Here is a 14,843-nt window from a genome sequence, read left to right as displayed (position 1 = left end):
GTTGGTGGACTGCTCCGGCCTTTTTCGTGGCCTATTAGCTTGCTGGCACAGGGCGAGGGCGGGCGGGATAATTGCAGCCGCGCTCAAGTCCGATGCCCTTAAGGAAACCGCGCTTCACCATGCCAGCGGCAATTGCGGCGCGCATTTTGCGCTGGTCGCCCGCTGCGCCCGATACTTCGCGCACGATGCCGCGAAACGGAATGAGAGATCCGACCACTCCTTGCGCAACCTTACCTTCGCTGACGCTGTTGTCGGATTCGCCGGCGATGTCGTAGTCCGGGCCAAGCGCTTCATCCAACTCGGCGATTTGAGCGACGATGGCGTTGCAGCTAGTCAGACTATCCCTGGCGTATGGATCCTCAGCAGCGACAAGCAGAGCCGCCGGGATGTCTTTCGAATCGATGTTGAGATCATTGAGCGGCGTGCGCGCGACATCCTCGACATCGGGTTCATCCTGCTGCACTTGCGCCAACAGGGGCGCAGTGCTGCACAGCGCGAGCGCTGTACTCAGAAAAACGCCTTTAGCTGAAATCGAAATATACGTCGCATGCTGAGCCATTGGCGCTCTCCAATCCGCGACGCAGTGCCTGCATGCGCTGTTCGCTGGTTCCGTGGGTGAAATTTTCGGGGTTGATACGCTGACCTGCACGGCGTTGCAAAGTGTCATCTCCAATCGCGCTGGCTGCGCGTAATCCCTCTTGCATATCACCAGGTTCGATCAGGTTTCGGTTCTTGCCTGCCCAGACTCCGGCATAGCAATCAGCCTGCAACTCCATGCGCACCTGCAATTGGTTCGACTGCGAAGGATTGCGCTGCTGAATGCTGCGAACCTGACTGGCTGTTCCGAGTAGGTTCTGGATGTGGTGCCCGTATTCGTGCGCGATCACGTAATAGCGTGCGAAGTCGCCGCCGGCGCCCATTTGGCGGGCCATCGTGTCGTAGAACGCGGTGTCGAGATAGATGCCCATATCGGCAGGGCAGTAGAATGGACCTGCTGCCGATGACGCGTTGCCGCAGCCTTGTGTGCTGACCGGGCCCGACGGGTATAGAATGAGAGTTGGTTGTTCGAACCGGGCATTGGCGCTGGCGAACACCGGAGCCCAGGTTTCATTGAGGCTGGTCAGCGCATTGCATGCCTCTGTCGCGAACGGTCCTGTGGTGCAAAGCGCTTCCTCAGATTGTGCTCCCTGTTGGGCCTGCGGAGCGCTTGTCTGTTGCCCGCCCTGGATTGCACCGATGGTCTGCATCGGATCGACACCGAAGACCACCGCAGCAATGATGGCGATGATAATTGTACCGCAACCCACGCCGCCTGCTGCGCGGCCTCTGCCACCGCCACCGCGAACCTTGATCTTCGACGTATCGAACCGATTGAGCCGCAAAGCTATGTTCCTCCCATGACCCGAGCTTAATACCGCGACTGGTTCGCAATTTGCTGGACAGCGGCGAAACGTGCGGCAAAAGCTTTGTGTTGAGTACTTAAGTGCAGGAGTTGTCGATGTTCCTCAAGGGAAAGCGTGCATTGGTGACCGGATCGACATCCGGGATCGGCCTCGCAATCGCTCGCGCGCTGGCCGCCGAGGGAGCGCACGTCGTGCTCAATGGCCTAGGCGATCGCGAGGAGATCGCGAAACTCGAAGCCGATTTGGGCGCGGCTTACAACGGCGCAAACCTGCTCGATCCAGACGCTATCGAAACCATGATGGACGAGATCGGCGCAGTCGACATCCTCGTGAACAATGCCGGCATGCAGCATGTGTCGCCGGTCGAGGACTTCCCGACTGACAAATGGGACGCGATCCTTGCGCTCAACCTGACAGCCACGTTCCACACAACGCGGCTTGCCGTGCCGGGTATGAAGGACGCGGGCTGGGGCCGGATCATCAACACCGCATCGGCGCATTCGAAAACTGCTTCCCCTTTCAAGAGCGCCTACAATGCGAGCAAGCATGCGGTAGACGGCTTTACCAAGACGATCGCGCTTGAATTGGCGCAGACCGGGGTGACGGCCAATTGCATTTCGCCCGGCTATGTCTGGACGCCTCTGATCGAAGGGCAAATTCCGGACACTATGGCTGCACGGGGCTTGAGCCGCGACGAGGTCATCAACGATGTGCTGCTCGCCAAACAGCCCACCAAGAAATTTGTCCAACCGAATGAAATCGGTGCGCTCGCCGTGTTTCTTTGCCGCGAAGAAGCAGGCAACGTGACCGGAGCGAACTGGAGCATCGACGGAGGCTGGACCGCCGAATGACCAGACTGGGGGCGCAAACGGGGCTGATTCTCGCGGCGCTGTTGGCGCTTGCTGGCTGTGCGCGCGCTCCGTTGGCTACGATCCCTGCCGAAGAACGGGCTGTGATCGAAGCAAGCCTGATGCGCGATATTGGAGTGCTCGCGAGCGATGAATTTGGCGGCCGCCGCCCGGGTACCCTGGGCGAAGAACGAACGCTGGCTTTCATAACTGAGGAACTTCGGCGCGCCGGTTTCAATTCAGGCACGAATGATCCGGGCAGCGCATGGCGCGCGCCGGTGCAATTGATCGCGACGCAGCCTGCCAGCAGCCGCTTGGCGTTCCGGCGCGGATCGAACATCGTTGAGATCGCCGAGGAATTCTCTGTAGCGTATACGTCCGGTCGCCGCGCTCTGATCGAAGAAGCCGAGATGGTCTTCGTCGGCACGCTGGCGGAAGAAGTCGCGGAAGAGGACGTAACTGGCCGGGTCATTGTCATGCTCGGCGAACCCGGGGTCAGCCCAGAACGCCGACGCATCCTGTTCGAGAAGAACCCGGTTGCGATCATCACGGTGGTAGAAGATGCGGAGGCGATTGCCAGCACCCGCAGCGCGCGCGGAAGTGAGCGCATGCTGCTGGCATCCGAAGAGACGCAGGACCTCAGCGCTTTCACAACCAGAGAGACACTCTCAGAGACGCTGCGGCCTGAGGTTTGGGAGGACCTGCTTCAGCAATCCGAAGACGAAGGCTTCATCCCGCAACCGCTGGATGTGACCGCCAGTATCGAGGCAACGTCGATCCGGCGCGAGTTTACCAGTTACAATGTCATCGGCATGCTGCGCGGTCAGGTGCCGCAATCCGGCGCGGTCATGCTGCTCGCGCATTGGGACCACCTTGGAGAATGCGGAACCGAAGCGGACCCGGCTGCAATCTGCAATGGCGCGGTCGACAATGCCAGCGGTGTCGCTGTGATGCTCGAACTAGCGCGCCGCCTCGCCGCAAGTGGACCCTATGACCGCGATATTTACGTGCTCGCGACCAGCGCCGAAGAGGCTGGATTGCTCGGTGCGAAGGCTTTCGTTGCAGAACCGGCAATTCCACTCGACAGTGTGGTCGCGGCGTTCAATTTCGATACTGTCGCAGTGGCTCCAGCTGGAAGCGCTGTCGGCTTCGTAGGAGAAGGGCGGACACCGCTCGACACCATCATCCGCGAAGTCATCAGCGAGGGAGCGCGCGAACTCGGCGACCGGGAATTCGCCGAAAGCTTCGTCCAGCGACAGGACGGTTGGGCGTTGCTGCAAGAAGGCGTACCGAGCGTCATGCTCTCCACCGCATTCAGCTCGGAAATCGTGCTCGGTCCATACCTATCAAACGACTATCACGGCCCGACCGACAGCATCGACAAGGTGGAATTGGGCGGTGCGATCGACGATCTGCTGCTGCATGAAGAATTGGTCCGGCGAGTGGCCAATACGGCGACTTATCCAGCCACCGGCGGATAGCTCGGATTCCTCCCCTAGCGCACTGGGACAAGCCGCCCTACATGGGCGTGCACGATTCGCTCCTGCTAATGAAAGCCGCCCGTGCACATGGATATCCCTCTAGGCCTTACCTTCGATGACGTATTGCTGCGTCCCGCCGAAAGCAATGTGCTGCCTTCGATGGCAGACACTTCAACTCGGCTGACGCGCTCGATCGGACTGAACATTCCAATACTTTCCGCTGCGATGGACACCGTGACCGAGGCGGACATGGCAATCGTCATGGCGCAGATGGGCGGGATCGGTGTGCTGCACCGCAATCTGGAAGTTGATGAGCAATGCGCGGCTGTGCGCGCGGTCAAACGCTACGAAAGCGGCATGGTGGTCAACCCGATCACAATCGGCCCCGATGCTGTGCTCGGCGATGCCGAAGAGCTGATGGCGCAGCACAAGATCAGCGGTATTCCTGTCACCGACGAAGCGGGCAAGTTGCTGGGCATTCTCACCAATCGCGATGTTCGTTTTGCCGAAAACCCGGCTCAGCCTGTCCGCGAGCTGATGACGACCGAAAATCTGGCCACCGTGCCGCTTGGCACGGGCCAAGAGGAAGCGCGGCGGATGCTACACCAGCGGCGGATCGAGAAGCTGCTGGTCGTCGATGACGACTACAAGTGTATCGGGCTGATCACAGTCAAGGATATCGAAAAGGCGGTCACCTATCCGCAGGCGACCAAGGATGAAGCGGGTCGCCTACGTGTCGCAGCGGCGACGACAGTTGGCGACAAGGGTTTTGCTCGCACCGAAGCGCTCGTCGATGCCGAAGTGGATGTCGTGATCATCGACACCGCACACGGCCATAACACCGACGTGGCGCGATCCGTGGAGCGTGCGAAGAAGCTATCCAACTCGGTGCAGGTTATCGCCGGCAATGTCGCGACCGCCGAAGCGACCCGCGCCTTGATCGATGCCGGAGCAGATGCGGTTAAAGTGGGCATCGGACCGGGCTCAATCTGCACCACACGCGTGGTGGCGGGTGTCGGCGTTCCTCAGCTGACTGCCGTAATGGAGAGCGCTACTGAAGCCGCCAAGTCCGGTGTCCCGGTGATTGCCGATGGCGGCCTGCGCACCAGCGGCGACGTTGCTAAAGCGCTGGCAGCGGGCGCATCATGCGTGATGGTGGGATCAATGTTGGCGGGCACGGCCGAAAGCCCCGGCGAAGTGTTCCTCTACCAAGGGCGCAGCTACAAAGCCTATCGCGGAATGGGAAGTGTTGGAGCCATGGCGCGCGGCAGCGCCGACCGCTATTTCCAGCAGGACGTCTCGGCCATGAAACTGGTTCCGGAAGGGATCGAGGGGCAGGTGCCGTTCAAGGGACCGGCTTCGGATGTGGTCCACCAGCTTGTCGGGGGCGTGAAGGCGGCGATGGGTTACACCGGTTCCCCTACAATCGCTGATCTGAAAGAACGTGCACAGTTCGTCCGCATAACCAATGCTGGCCTTTCAGAAAGCCATGTTCACGATGTTGCGATCACACGTGAGGCACCGAATTACCCGACGCGCTGAGGAGTCTTGAGATGATGGACGGTCCTATACCGTTTCTGCTGATTGTGATGATGTGGGATCCGTCGGCGGCGCAGGAAAGCATGGATGTTACACTCCGCCTCATGGAGTCTCAGGAAAGATGCGAAGAGGCAGGTAAGGCAATGGCAGCCGACAGGATCGAAAGACCGGATAGCCGGTGGGGGAAATCGAAGGCCTTCGCATGGCGTTGTGAAGAGCCTCGGTACGAGCTCAACCTACGCCCTGCGCGACGCATTCCGTGACCCCCGCAGCGCGGGTGCAGGCCGCAATTGAGCTGCTCGATCAGATCATCGCTGCCGCCGAGCGTGAGGGCGCTCCGGCCGATCGCTTGATCGCGACCTATTTCCGCGAGCGACGTTATGCTGGATCGAAAGATCGGCGCGCTGTCCGAGAACTGGCCTATCAGGCGATCCGCCATTGCGGGCCGGTGCCGCAGACCGGGCGAACCGCGATGTTGGCTTTGGCGACTGAGGACGAGGCGCTGGCGGCTATGTTCGACGGCTCCACCCACGCGCCCAAACCGATTGGTGAACACGAAGAACCCGCGAAATCCGGACTGGCACCGCAATGGCTGGTTGAAGGGCTCGCGAAATCGGGCGTGAAAGGTGATGTTGCAGAGGCGATGCTGGGCAGAGGCTCGCTCGACATCCGCGTCAATTCTCTCAAGGCCGACCGTAACGGGTTGGAGCTGCCAGAAGCAGGCGAACCGCTCGCTGCCCCGCACGCCTTGCGACTGCCTTCGGGTACACAGGTCGAGCAATGGGAAGCGTTCCGCGACGGCAAGATCGAGGTGCAGGATCACGGCAGCCAGATCGCTTGCCTCGCTGCAACTGCACAACCGGGCGAGACCGTGATCGATCTATGCGCCGGGGCAGGGGGAAAGACACTCGCGCTCGCCGCTGCGATGCAGAACAAAGGGCAATTGATCGCGGCGGACACGGATCGCGGTCGCTTGTCGAGGCAGCGTCCGCGTGCTGAACGCGCTGGAGCCGGGCTGATCCAGCAACGCGAACTCAATCCCAACCGCGAGTTGGAAGCGCTCGATGATCTCTTGGGCAGTGCCGATCTGGTGCTGGTCGATGCGCCGTGTTCAGGGACTGGAACGTGGCGGCGCAAGCCCGAGGCGAAATGGCGATTGACGCCCAAACGCTTGGAGAAGTTCGCCGCGCTGCAGGATCACATTCTCGATATTGCTGCAAAGCTGGTGAAGCCCGGAGGGCGGATCGCTTTCATCACCTGTTCGTTGCTTGATCAGGAAGGAGCGGACCGACTTGCTGCATTTCTTGATCGTCATGACGGTTGGCAAGCCGAACAGCCCGACCTGCCTCTGGGGCGGCCACGCGGCCAAGGAATCCGCCTCGATCCGTTCCACGACGGCACGGACGGCTTTTTTATCGCCATCCTGCGTTCATCGTGATAGCGATATCGCTTATGGCTAAGCCCCAATTAACCAGGCTTGCTGATCTAAAGGAGGTCTTCATGCGTTTCGCGCCCGCTGCTGCTGCTCTGTCACTGTTTCTTGCCACCACGGCCAGTGTGACGAGCGCTCAGGACAAGGCGCCCGATCCGCGTGCAGAGGCTCTGGTGATTCAGGGTCAGGCAGCTCTGAAGGCAGGTGATACGCAGGGCGCGATCGATGCCTATGAAGCCGCGCTGGCAATTGACCCGGGCTACACGCCGATTTTCCTCGAGCTAGCCGAAGCGGCGCGACAGGACGGACTGCAGGGCAAAGCGATCCGTTACTACCGCGAAGCGCTGAACCGCGATCCGGGCAATTTCGCTGCGATCTCGGGCGAGGGCGCGGCTCTGGTTGAGAAAGGCGCGCTGGAAAAAGCGAAACGCAATCTGGCACGGCTTGAGAGCCTTTGCGGCAGCAGCTGTCCAGAGACGCTCGCGCTTCAGACCACGATTGCCGCAGGCCCGCCAGCTCGCCTTGCAGCCGAAACCGACGAAACGGCCCCGGCCAGTAACTAAGCCTGCGGCAGGCCGCTTCGGCTTGATTCTGTTGGCAGGGGACCACGATGCTAACGCTGCACCATCTCGAGTATTCGCAGAGTTTCCGCGTTTTGTGGCTGCTTGAAGAGCTGGGCGCGCCCTATGAGCTCAAGAGCTACAATCGCGATCCGGACACAAACCTAGCCCCCGATGATTACAAGGCTTTGTCTCCGCTGGGCACCGCGCCGGTCGTTATCGAGGGCGATTTGGTGCTGGCGGAAAGCAATGCAATCATCGACTACATCCTCGATTCCTATCCCGAAAGCACGCTGAACCCCAAGCCGGGCAGCGCAGATCGTGCGCGGCATCTGTTTTGGTATCACGCCAGCCCCGGTTCGCTGATGTCGATTCAAAGTGTCGCGATGGTCCTGGGCTTGCTCGAAAGCCGTTCGCCATGGCCCATCAGCGCACTGCTTAAGGCGGTGTTCGGGCAGGTCCGCAAGCTCTTCATCAATCCTCGGCTGAGCGCGCTGGTCGACCTGATGGAAAAAGACCTCGGCGAAAAACCGTTTTTTGGCGGTGAAACGCTGACAACAGCGGACATCACACTGGTCTACCCGATGTATGCTGCGCGCACCAAAGGCACATTTGAGGGCTTCCCCAATATCGCCGCATGGTTCGACCGGATCGAGGCGCTGTCATCCTTCAAGGCGGCACAAGCGAAAGACGATCGGCCGCATATCGACTTCCGCTTCTGACGCTCAGATCAGATCGCGAAATTCCTCCACGAGCGCGGCGTATACGTGGCGCTTGAACGGCACGATTAGGTCGGGGAGCTGATCCAGTTCCACCCAGCGATAGGCATGAAATTCCGCAGGATCGTGTGCTTCGAGATTGATGTCGGCATCGCTTCCACGGAAGCGCCCTAGGAACCAGTGCTGCACTTGCCCGCGATATTTGCCCTTCCATACCTTGCCGAGCAGCTCCGGCGGCAGGTCATAGCGCATAGGCTTTGACGCAGGCGCGATCACGTCGACGAGGTTGGGGGCAATGCCCGTTTCCTCTTCAAGCTCGCGTAGCGCAGCCGTGCGCTCATCTTCGCCCGGGTCGATCCCGCCCTGAGGCATTTGCCAGAAACCGTGCGCGCTCGGATTGATCCGCTCGCCGACGAAGACGTGGCGCTCGGCATTCACCAGCATGAAGCCGGCACAAGGGCGATAGGGAAGGTCGCTCACTTCAATCGGCTCCCAAAGTGAATTTCATCGCCGCGACAATCCGCTCCAGGTCGCCCTGCGTGCTTGGGACGGCGCCGCGCAGGTTGGTGAAGCTGTGGGTGACGCCTTCCACTTCGATGAAGGTAAAGCTGCGCCCGGCATCGGCGAGTGCCTTGGCATAGTCGCGGCCTGAATCCCTGATCGGGTCGAGACTGGCTGTGACCAATATTGTCGGCGGCGAACTGGAATGAGCCCCGAGGATCGGCATGGCGCGCGGATCGGTGCGATCCGGAGCGTACGCGGCGTCGAAGAACTCGACCGCGGCCTTGGTCAGGACATACCCCTCGGCGAATTCTTCGAGACTGGCAGACCCCATCGCATCGCTCGCGAGTGGGAAGATGGGGACCTGTAATACGACTGGGACATCGGCGGACCGTTCCGCGAGCTGCTGTCCAACAACGATAGTGGCATTCCCGCCTGCGCTGTCGCCGATTGTTATGATTCCAGTCGCCTCGCGACCTAGCTCGGTTGGAGACGAAGCAATCCAGCGTGTTGCCGCTTCGCAGTCTTCGATGGCAGCGGGAAAGGGCGCTTCGGGTGCGCAACGGTAATCTACGGCCACCACGGGCAGATCTATCAGTGCGGCGATCTCTGTGCAAAGCGCGTGGTGGGTGTCGAGGTCACCGATCACGAAACCGCCACCGTGGTAGAAGGTGATGATTGGCGAAGGGTCGCGACTTTCGCGTGTATCGTAAAGCCGCAGCGGAATCTCTCCCGCCGGTCCGGGGCAGCTCAGATCGCGGATTACCGCCAGTTCGCGCGCCGGGCGGTCCGCCATTGCATGCAGTGCGCCATAACCAGCGCGCGCTTCCTCCAACGTCATGTCCGCAATCTTGGGCCCGTCCATCGCTGCCAGTGCATCGAGAAAGGCCTTCATGTCGGGCCGGATAAAGGGCGTTTCGCTCATTGCGTCGGTCTCTTTCGTTTGTGTCGGGAGTAGAGATAGGCGCGGCGACCTTGAAATTCCACGAGGTTTTCCACTCGACAAAGCGCAAAGCGTCGGGAATGGCTCGCTCTCATGCTGACGCGCAGTGATCCAACGTGAGATATTCGGTTCGAACGCGGTCCATATCGCTGGTCCTGTTTCCGTTCGCGGCGATGGTGGCGGTCTATCTGCTGCCATTGCAGAACTGGGTTCAAATGGCTTTGCTCGGAATAGCGATCGGCATTGTCGCCGGGTTCCTGTCCAAGGGGCATGTGGCGCGCACCTTCGAACCTGCGGACGCGCCGCTCGCTGCCAAGCGCAAGGTCGTCGTCGGATTTGCTCTGGCGCGGCTTGTATTCGGGCTTGGGCTGATCCTGATGGCGGCGGTGCTGTTCGCGGACTGGCTCGCGCCCGTATTCCTAGCATTTGGCGGCTACCTGGTCGGGACGACTGCAGGCACGCCGATCCGCGATTCCGAGCTATCAGGCTATGATCCAGACAGAGTTGATGACTAATGGATAATCTCACGCACAGCCTTGTCGGCGCGCTCATCGGGCAGACCGGGCTCAAAAAGAAGACCGGGCTTGCGATGCCCGCGCTGATCATCGGGGCAAACCTGCCCGATGTGGATGCAGCGTGCTTTTTCTGGCTTGAGGGCACCGAGCATCTCGGTTTCCGGCGCGGAATTACGCACGGACCGCCAGCATGGGTGCTTCTGCCGCTGATTCTGGCGGGCCTGTTATGGTGGTTTGACCGATGGCAGACGAAGCGCGGGAAGCGGCCAGAGGGACGGCTTCCGGTTGACTTCAAGTGGCTCTACATTCTCGGTTTCATCGGATGTCTGAGCCACCCGGCGCTCGATTGGCTTAACGTCTATGGAGTTCGGTTACTTGAGCCGTTCTCGTCGCAATGGTTCTATGGTGACACCCTGTTCATCATCGACGTTTGGTTGTGGGCATTACTCGCGGTCAGTGTTTGGTGGTCGATGCGAGCGGAAAAGCGTGCGGGAAGTTGGAGACGCCCAGCCCTAGTAGGTGCAGTCCTTAGTCTCGGATACATTGCGCTAAACGGGGCGCTTTCCACACTGATCTATGCCAGTGCATCTCACCCTTATGCTCTGTTCAAAGACCAGGACGTTATAGTGAGTCCAGTTCCGCTCGCCTTTTGGCAGCGGGAAGTTCTGAGCAGCCCATCCAAAGGTCGTTGGAACGGAGGTGTGTATACGTTGGGCACGCTTTTCGAAGAAACGCCGCTGACTACCGAACTATGTGTTTTACCAAATCTTGAAGCAGAACGATCGACCAATTCCCCACTCGATGCCTTCCTGTTCTGGTCCCGCGCGCCCTTCGCAACCCGGGCTGAGGACGGCTCGATCATACTACATGACGCTCGTTTTTATGACCCGCTCGCGCGGGACCGCTTCTCCGTCGCATTGCCCAATGTCGATTGCGCGGAACTTCCGTCGGAATAGCGCGCTTCTCATTCCATGAGTAAGACCCAAATCGTATGGCTCAGGCGTGACCTGCGCGTGGCCGATAATCCGGCCCTTTACGAGGCCGCTAAACTCGGCCCTGTGATCGCAGTCTATGTGCTCGACGATGAATGCGCCAAGACCCACGCCTATGGCGGCGCGTCGCGCTGGTGGCTGCACCACTCGCTTGAGAACCTTCGGAACAGCTTTGCCAAGAGACACGCCAAGATCATCCTGCGGCGCGGCGATGCGGTCGAGGAATTGACCAACATCGCCGAAGAGACCGGTGCCACTACCATCCACGCCAATCGCCACTACGAACCATGGTGGCGGCGCGCTCAGGGAAGGCTTGAGGAGAAATTCGACCTTCAGCTTCACGACGGCAATTATCTGCTGCCGATTGGTTCGGTCACCACCGGATCGGGCGGACAGTACAAGATCTATACCCCGTTCAGCCGCGCGGTCCGCACGCAGGTCCCACCGCGCGATTTGGTGCCAGAGCCCGAAACTCTCTCATCCCCGGACACTTGGCCCGCGAGCGATGACCTGGACAATTGGAACCTGCTGCCGACCAAGCCCGATTGGTCGGGCGGGATCGACGCATTTTGGGAGGTTGGTGAACAAGCCGCGCACAGTCAGCTTGAATGGTGGGAAGACCACGTCGATGACTACGAGGACAAGCGCAACTTCCCCTCGGTCGATAAAGTATCGCGCCTCTCGCCGCACTTGCATTTTGGTGAGATCAGCCCGGTGCAGATCTGGCACCATTTCAAGCAAAAGCGGTCCGATGGTTGGAGGATCTACGAAAGCGAATTGATCTGGCGTGACTATGCCCAGACCGCAATTGCGCAGTTCCCGCTCTATGCGCGCGAGAACTACCGCGAAGACTTCGATCAGCTCAAATGGCGCGACCCTGAAACGGACGAACGGGCCGCGCGCGATCTGAAGGCGTGGCAGCAGGGCAAGACCGGTTATCCTGTGGTCGATGCCGGGATGCGACAACTCTACGAGACCGGATGGATGCACAACCGCGTGCGAATGATCACCGCCAGTTTCCTGATCAAGCACCTGCTGATCGATTGGCGTCACGGCGAACAATGGTTCTGGGACACTTTGGTCGATGCCGATTACGCGTCCAATTCGACCAATTGGCAATGGACCGCCGGGACGGGTGTCGATTCCAATATGTTCGTGCGGATCATGGCGCCGCTCAGCCAGAGCGAAAAGTTCGACTGTGCCGACTATATCCGCAAATACGTCCCCGAACTCGCGGATCTCGACGAACCCTATATCCACGATCCGGAGGAATATGGCCGCCTGCCCCAGAGCTATCCGGCCAAGATCATCGGCCATAGGGAGGCCCGCGAGCGCGCGCTTTCAGCCTATAAGTCGATGAAAGAAGGGTAACAGCGGCGCAGGCGGGTTGCCCGATGCGCGCCGCGCCGCTTAAAGCAGCGCCATGACGGCGCAAGGGGTGAGAGGCGAGCAATTGCTCAGCGGCGGGGAGCGGTTTGCCCCCGAGCCGGGATTTTTCGCCAAGCTGATCGCGCCTGGCTTCACCAACATACTCGACCGTATCGATGCGGGACTGGAGCGCGGTTCTCTGATCGGCCACTTGCCTGACGGAACAACGCGGATGCTGGGCGGGCGTGCTCCCGGATTTGAAGCAGAGGTGTGGCTAAAGGATTGGCGCGCGCTGCTGCGACTGGCCACCAATGGTACGATTGGCTGGTATCAGGCGTACGAGGCAGGCGAGTGGGACACCAACGACATGACCGCGACGTTCGCAGTGATGTCCGACAATGTCAGAACCCTCGGCGGCACGGCGCGCAGTTCTGGACCGTTCAGGTGGGCTGCGGCGCTCGCGCACCGGTTCAATCGTAATGACAAGGCTGGATCGCAGCGCAACATTGCGGCGCACTACGATCTCGGCAACGATTTCTACGCCGCCTGGCTCGATCCCAGCATGACCTATTCCAGCGCGCTCGGATGCGGGGAAGATGGGTTGGAAGTTGCACAACAGCGAAAGCTTGAAGCGATGGCCGAGCGGATCGGTGAGCCGAAAACGGTGCTTGAGATCGGTTGCGGTTGGGGCTCGATGGCCGAGCACCTTGCACAGCAGGGCGCGAAGGTTGCCGCGATCAGTCTGTCTGAAGAGCAGCTCGCCTATGCCCGCCAGCGCCGTGACAGCTCGATCGAATTTCGCAAGCAGGACTACCGCGATGCCGCAGGTCAGTTCGATGCCATCGTCAGCGTCGAGATGGTCGAGGCTTTGGGCCGCGAATACTGGCCGGAATTCATGGACTGCGTCGCGCGCAACCTGAAATCAGGTGGCCGCGCCGCGCTACAATACATCTCAATCGAAGATGATCTGTTTGAGACCTACACGGGCACAGCCGATTTCATTCAGGCGTACATCTTTCCCGGCGGGCTGCTGATCAAGTCATCAGAGTTTCGCCAACTGGCAGAAGCGCGTGGTCTTGGTTGGCAGGATGAGTTGCGTTTTGGCCCGGACTATGCCGAAACCCTCAGGATTTGGCGTGAGCGGTTCGAAGATGCCGTTGCCCACAAGCGCTTGCCGGAAGGCTTCGACGACCGCTTCGTTCGACTTTGGCGTTACTACCTCGCCTATTGCGAGGCCGGCTTTCGCGTAGGCAATATCGATGTTCACCAGGTTACGCTGGTCAAACAATAGACTGAGAGGACAAATCCGCATGAGACTTGCACAATTGACGTTGGGAGCGCTTGGCGCGCTGGCTCTTGCGGGATGTTCGGCCGGATACAGCGGTGTCGATAGCGCTGCAGCGGTGGCTGACGCGCCGCTGGCGCCGGTTCAATTGAACCCGCCACCTGCTGTTGATCAGTCCGAGCTGCAAGTGTTGTTCTGGGACGATGCCACCCGCTCGGCGCGGTTCCGCGATATGGAAAGCTGGTTCGCGGGCCATGAGGTCCCTGCGGCAACACGTCAGCGTATCTTGCAACCGGGGGCGCCGCTGTCACCTGATCTGGTCAGTGATTTGCGAAAGGTCCTGAAAGACACCAACGCAGCAGGGATCATGGTCTTGCAAGGCGGACAGATCCGGTTTGAAGAATATGGTCTGGGGCTGGGCGCCGAGGATCGCTGGACCAGTTTCTCCGTCGCGAAGAGCTTTACTTCAACGCTGCTGGGTGCGGCGGTGGCCGACGGGTTTATCGAAAGCCTCGATGACCCCGTGACCAAGTATATCCCGGAGCTTACCGGCTCGGCCTATGACGGCGTCTCCGTTCGCCACATCGCTACCATGACCAGCGGTGTAGCCTGGAACGAAGATTATACCGACCCCAACAGCGACGTCGCGGCGATGAACCGCTTCGTTCTCGAATATGGGCCCGACGCCATTGTTGCGCAGATGAAGACGCTGAAGCGTGAGGCGGAGCCGGGCGAGAAGTGGGTCTACAAAACCGGCGAGACGAACCTGATCGGATTGCTGGTCGAGAACGCGGTTGGCCAATCGCTTGCGGAGTATTCGCAGGAGAAGATCGTCGAGCCTGCCGGTTTCGCTGGCGACATGTTCTGGATGGTCGATCCGCGCGGCGGCAATATCGGCGGCTGCTGCCTCTCACTGCGCCTCTCGGACTACGCCCGGATGGGGCAGTTTGCGCTGGAAGGCGGCGAGGGCATCGTGCCTGACGGGTGGTTCGCGGAAGCGGGCGACTCGCTTGTCGATTTCGGCGATGGCGGCTTTGGTTATGGCTATCAGTGGTGGACATATCCGGGCGGCAATTACGGCGCTCAGGGAATCTTCGGTCAGTCGATCACTTTGGTACCAGAGAAACAGCTGGTGGTCGCCGTGGTCAGCAATTGGCCGACAGCCACCAGCGGTACGGCACGCGGACAAATGCGTGCAGTCGTCAACAAGATTGCAGAGAATACAGAATTCAAGGAACCCGAGGTTCGATAAAAAGG

Annotated in this window: 15 protein-coding genes; 11 read left to right on the top strand and 4 right to left on the bottom strand. The window is 60.1% G+C overall.

Annotated elements, in window-relative coordinates; all coding sequences use genetic code 11:
• Positions 1-34: 34 nt before the first annotated feature.
• Together Q0837_RS07095 and Q0837_RS07090 are read right to left on the bottom strand one after the other, a co-directional pair.
• A complete protein-coding gene (locus Q0837_RS07095) occupies positions 35-463 on the bottom strand; it encodes a hypothetical protein (protein WP_298466856.1) in 429 nt (142 codons plus the stop codon).
• Between the two features lie 58 nt (positions 464-521).
• Complete coding sequence (locus Q0837_RS07090) at positions 522-1,382, bottom strand: neutral zinc metallopeptidase (RefSeq protein ID WP_298466853.1); 861 nt, start codon at positions 1,380-1,382, stop codon at positions 522-524.
• Between the two features lie 116 nt (positions 1,383-1,498).
• Between Q0837_RS07090 and Q0837_RS07085 the strand changes: the two genes are divergently transcribed.
• The 6 genes from Q0837_RS07085 (at position 1,499) to Q0837_RS07060 (ending at position 7,985) form a co-directional block, all read left to right on the top strand.
• On the top strand, positions 1,499-2,254 hold the full coding sequence (locus Q0837_RS07085; RefSeq protein WP_298466851.1) for a 3-hydroxybutyrate dehydrogenase: 756 nt from the start codon (positions 1,499-1,501) through the stop codon (positions 2,252-2,254).
• Positions 2,251-3,732, top strand: a complete 1,482-nt coding sequence (locus tag Q0837_RS07080) for a M20/M25/M40 family metallo-hydrolase (protein ID WP_298466849.1) — start codon at positions 2,251-2,253, stop codon at positions 3,730-3,732. Before Q0837_RS07085 ends, Q0837_RS07080 begins: the two co-directional genes overlap by 4 nt.
• 87 nt (positions 3,733-3,819) lie before the next feature.
• Positions 3,820-5,274: an IMP dehydrogenase gene (gene guaB, locus Q0837_RS07075; protein WP_298466847.1), complete on the top strand. Its 1,455-nt coding sequence runs from the start codon at positions 3,820-3,822 to the stop codon at positions 5,272-5,274.
• 256 nt (positions 5,275-5,530) lie between these two features.
• A complete protein-coding gene (locus Q0837_RS07070; protein ID WP_298466845.1) occupies positions 5,531-6,709 on the top strand; it encodes an RsmB/NOP family class I SAM-dependent RNA methyltransferase in 1,179 nt (392 codons plus the stop codon).
• Between the two features lie 62 nt (positions 6,710-6,771).
• The gene (locus Q0837_RS07065; protein ID WP_298466842.1) at positions 6,772-7,266 is read left to right on the top strand and encodes a tetratricopeptide repeat protein; all 495 of its coding nucleotides are present in this window, start codon (positions 6,772-6,774) and stop codon (positions 7,264-7,266) included.
• 47 nt (positions 7,267-7,313) lie between these two features.
• Positions 7,314-7,985, top strand: a complete 672-nt coding sequence (locus Q0837_RS07060; protein ID WP_298466839.1) for a glutathione S-transferase family protein — start codon at positions 7,314-7,316, stop codon at positions 7,983-7,985.
• A 3-nt stretch (positions 7,986-7,988) separates the two neighbouring features.
• Here the strand turns inward: Q0837_RS07060 and Q0837_RS07055 are convergent, their stop codons facing one another.
• Positions 7,989-8,462 (bottom strand): RNA pyrophosphohydrolase, encoded by a 474-nt coding sequence (locus tag Q0837_RS07055; protein ID WP_298466836.1) that lies wholly within the window; start codon positions 8,460-8,462, stop codon positions 7,989-7,991.
• Position 8,463: 1 nt separating this feature from the next.
• Positions 8,464-9,408 (bottom strand): alpha/beta hydrolase, encoded by a 945-nt coding sequence (locus tag Q0837_RS07050; protein WP_298466833.1) that lies wholly within the window; start codon positions 9,406-9,408, stop codon positions 8,464-8,466.
• A gap of 134 nt (positions 9,409-9,542) precedes the next feature.
• On the opposite strand from Q0837_RS07050, the gene Q0837_RS07045 reads away from it, so the two are divergent.
• The 5 genes from Q0837_RS07045 to Q0837_RS07025 are packed head-to-tail and all read left to right on the top strand — an operon-like array spanning position 9,543 to position 14,838.
• Complete coding sequence (locus Q0837_RS07045) at positions 9,543-9,941, top strand: hypothetical protein (protein ID WP_298466831.1); 399 nt, start codon at positions 9,543-9,545, stop codon at positions 9,939-9,941.
• Positions 9,941-10,897 carry a metal-dependent hydrolase gene (locus Q0837_RS07040; protein WP_298466829.1) on the top strand — a complete coding sequence of 319 codons (957 nt, stop codon included), beginning with the start codon at positions 9,941-9,943 and terminating at the stop codon, positions 10,895-10,897. The genes Q0837_RS07045 and Q0837_RS07040 overlap by 1 nt, the downstream gene beginning before the upstream one ends.
• Before the next feature lie 15 nt (positions 10,898-10,912).
• A complete protein-coding gene (locus Q0837_RS07035) occupies positions 10,913-12,304 on the top strand; it encodes a deoxyribodipyrimidine photo-lyase (protein ID WP_298466828.1) in 1,392 nt (463 codons plus the stop codon).
• A gap of 52 nt (positions 12,305-12,356) precedes the next feature.
• The gene (locus tag Q0837_RS07030; RefSeq protein WP_298466827.1) at positions 12,357-13,592 is read left to right on the top strand and encodes a cyclopropane-fatty-acyl-phospholipid synthase family protein; all 1,236 of its coding nucleotides are present in this window, start codon (positions 12,357-12,359) and stop codon (positions 13,590-13,592) included.
• Between the two features lie 19 nt (positions 13,593-13,611).
• Positions 13,612-14,838 carry a serine hydrolase gene (locus Q0837_RS07025; protein ID WP_298466825.1) on the top strand — a complete coding sequence of 409 codons (1,227 nt, stop codon included), beginning with the start codon at positions 13,612-13,614 and terminating at the stop codon, positions 14,836-14,838.
• Positions 14,839-14,843 lie beyond the last annotated feature (5 nt).

It is taken from the genome of uncultured Erythrobacter sp., from assembly GCF_947499705.1.
Taxonomy (GTDB): domain Bacteria; phylum Pseudomonadota; class Alphaproteobacteria; order Sphingomonadales; family Sphingomonadaceae; genus Erythrobacter.
Note: the sequence above shows the minus strand (reverse complement) of the source record. Positions and strands in the feature narration are given on the sequence as shown.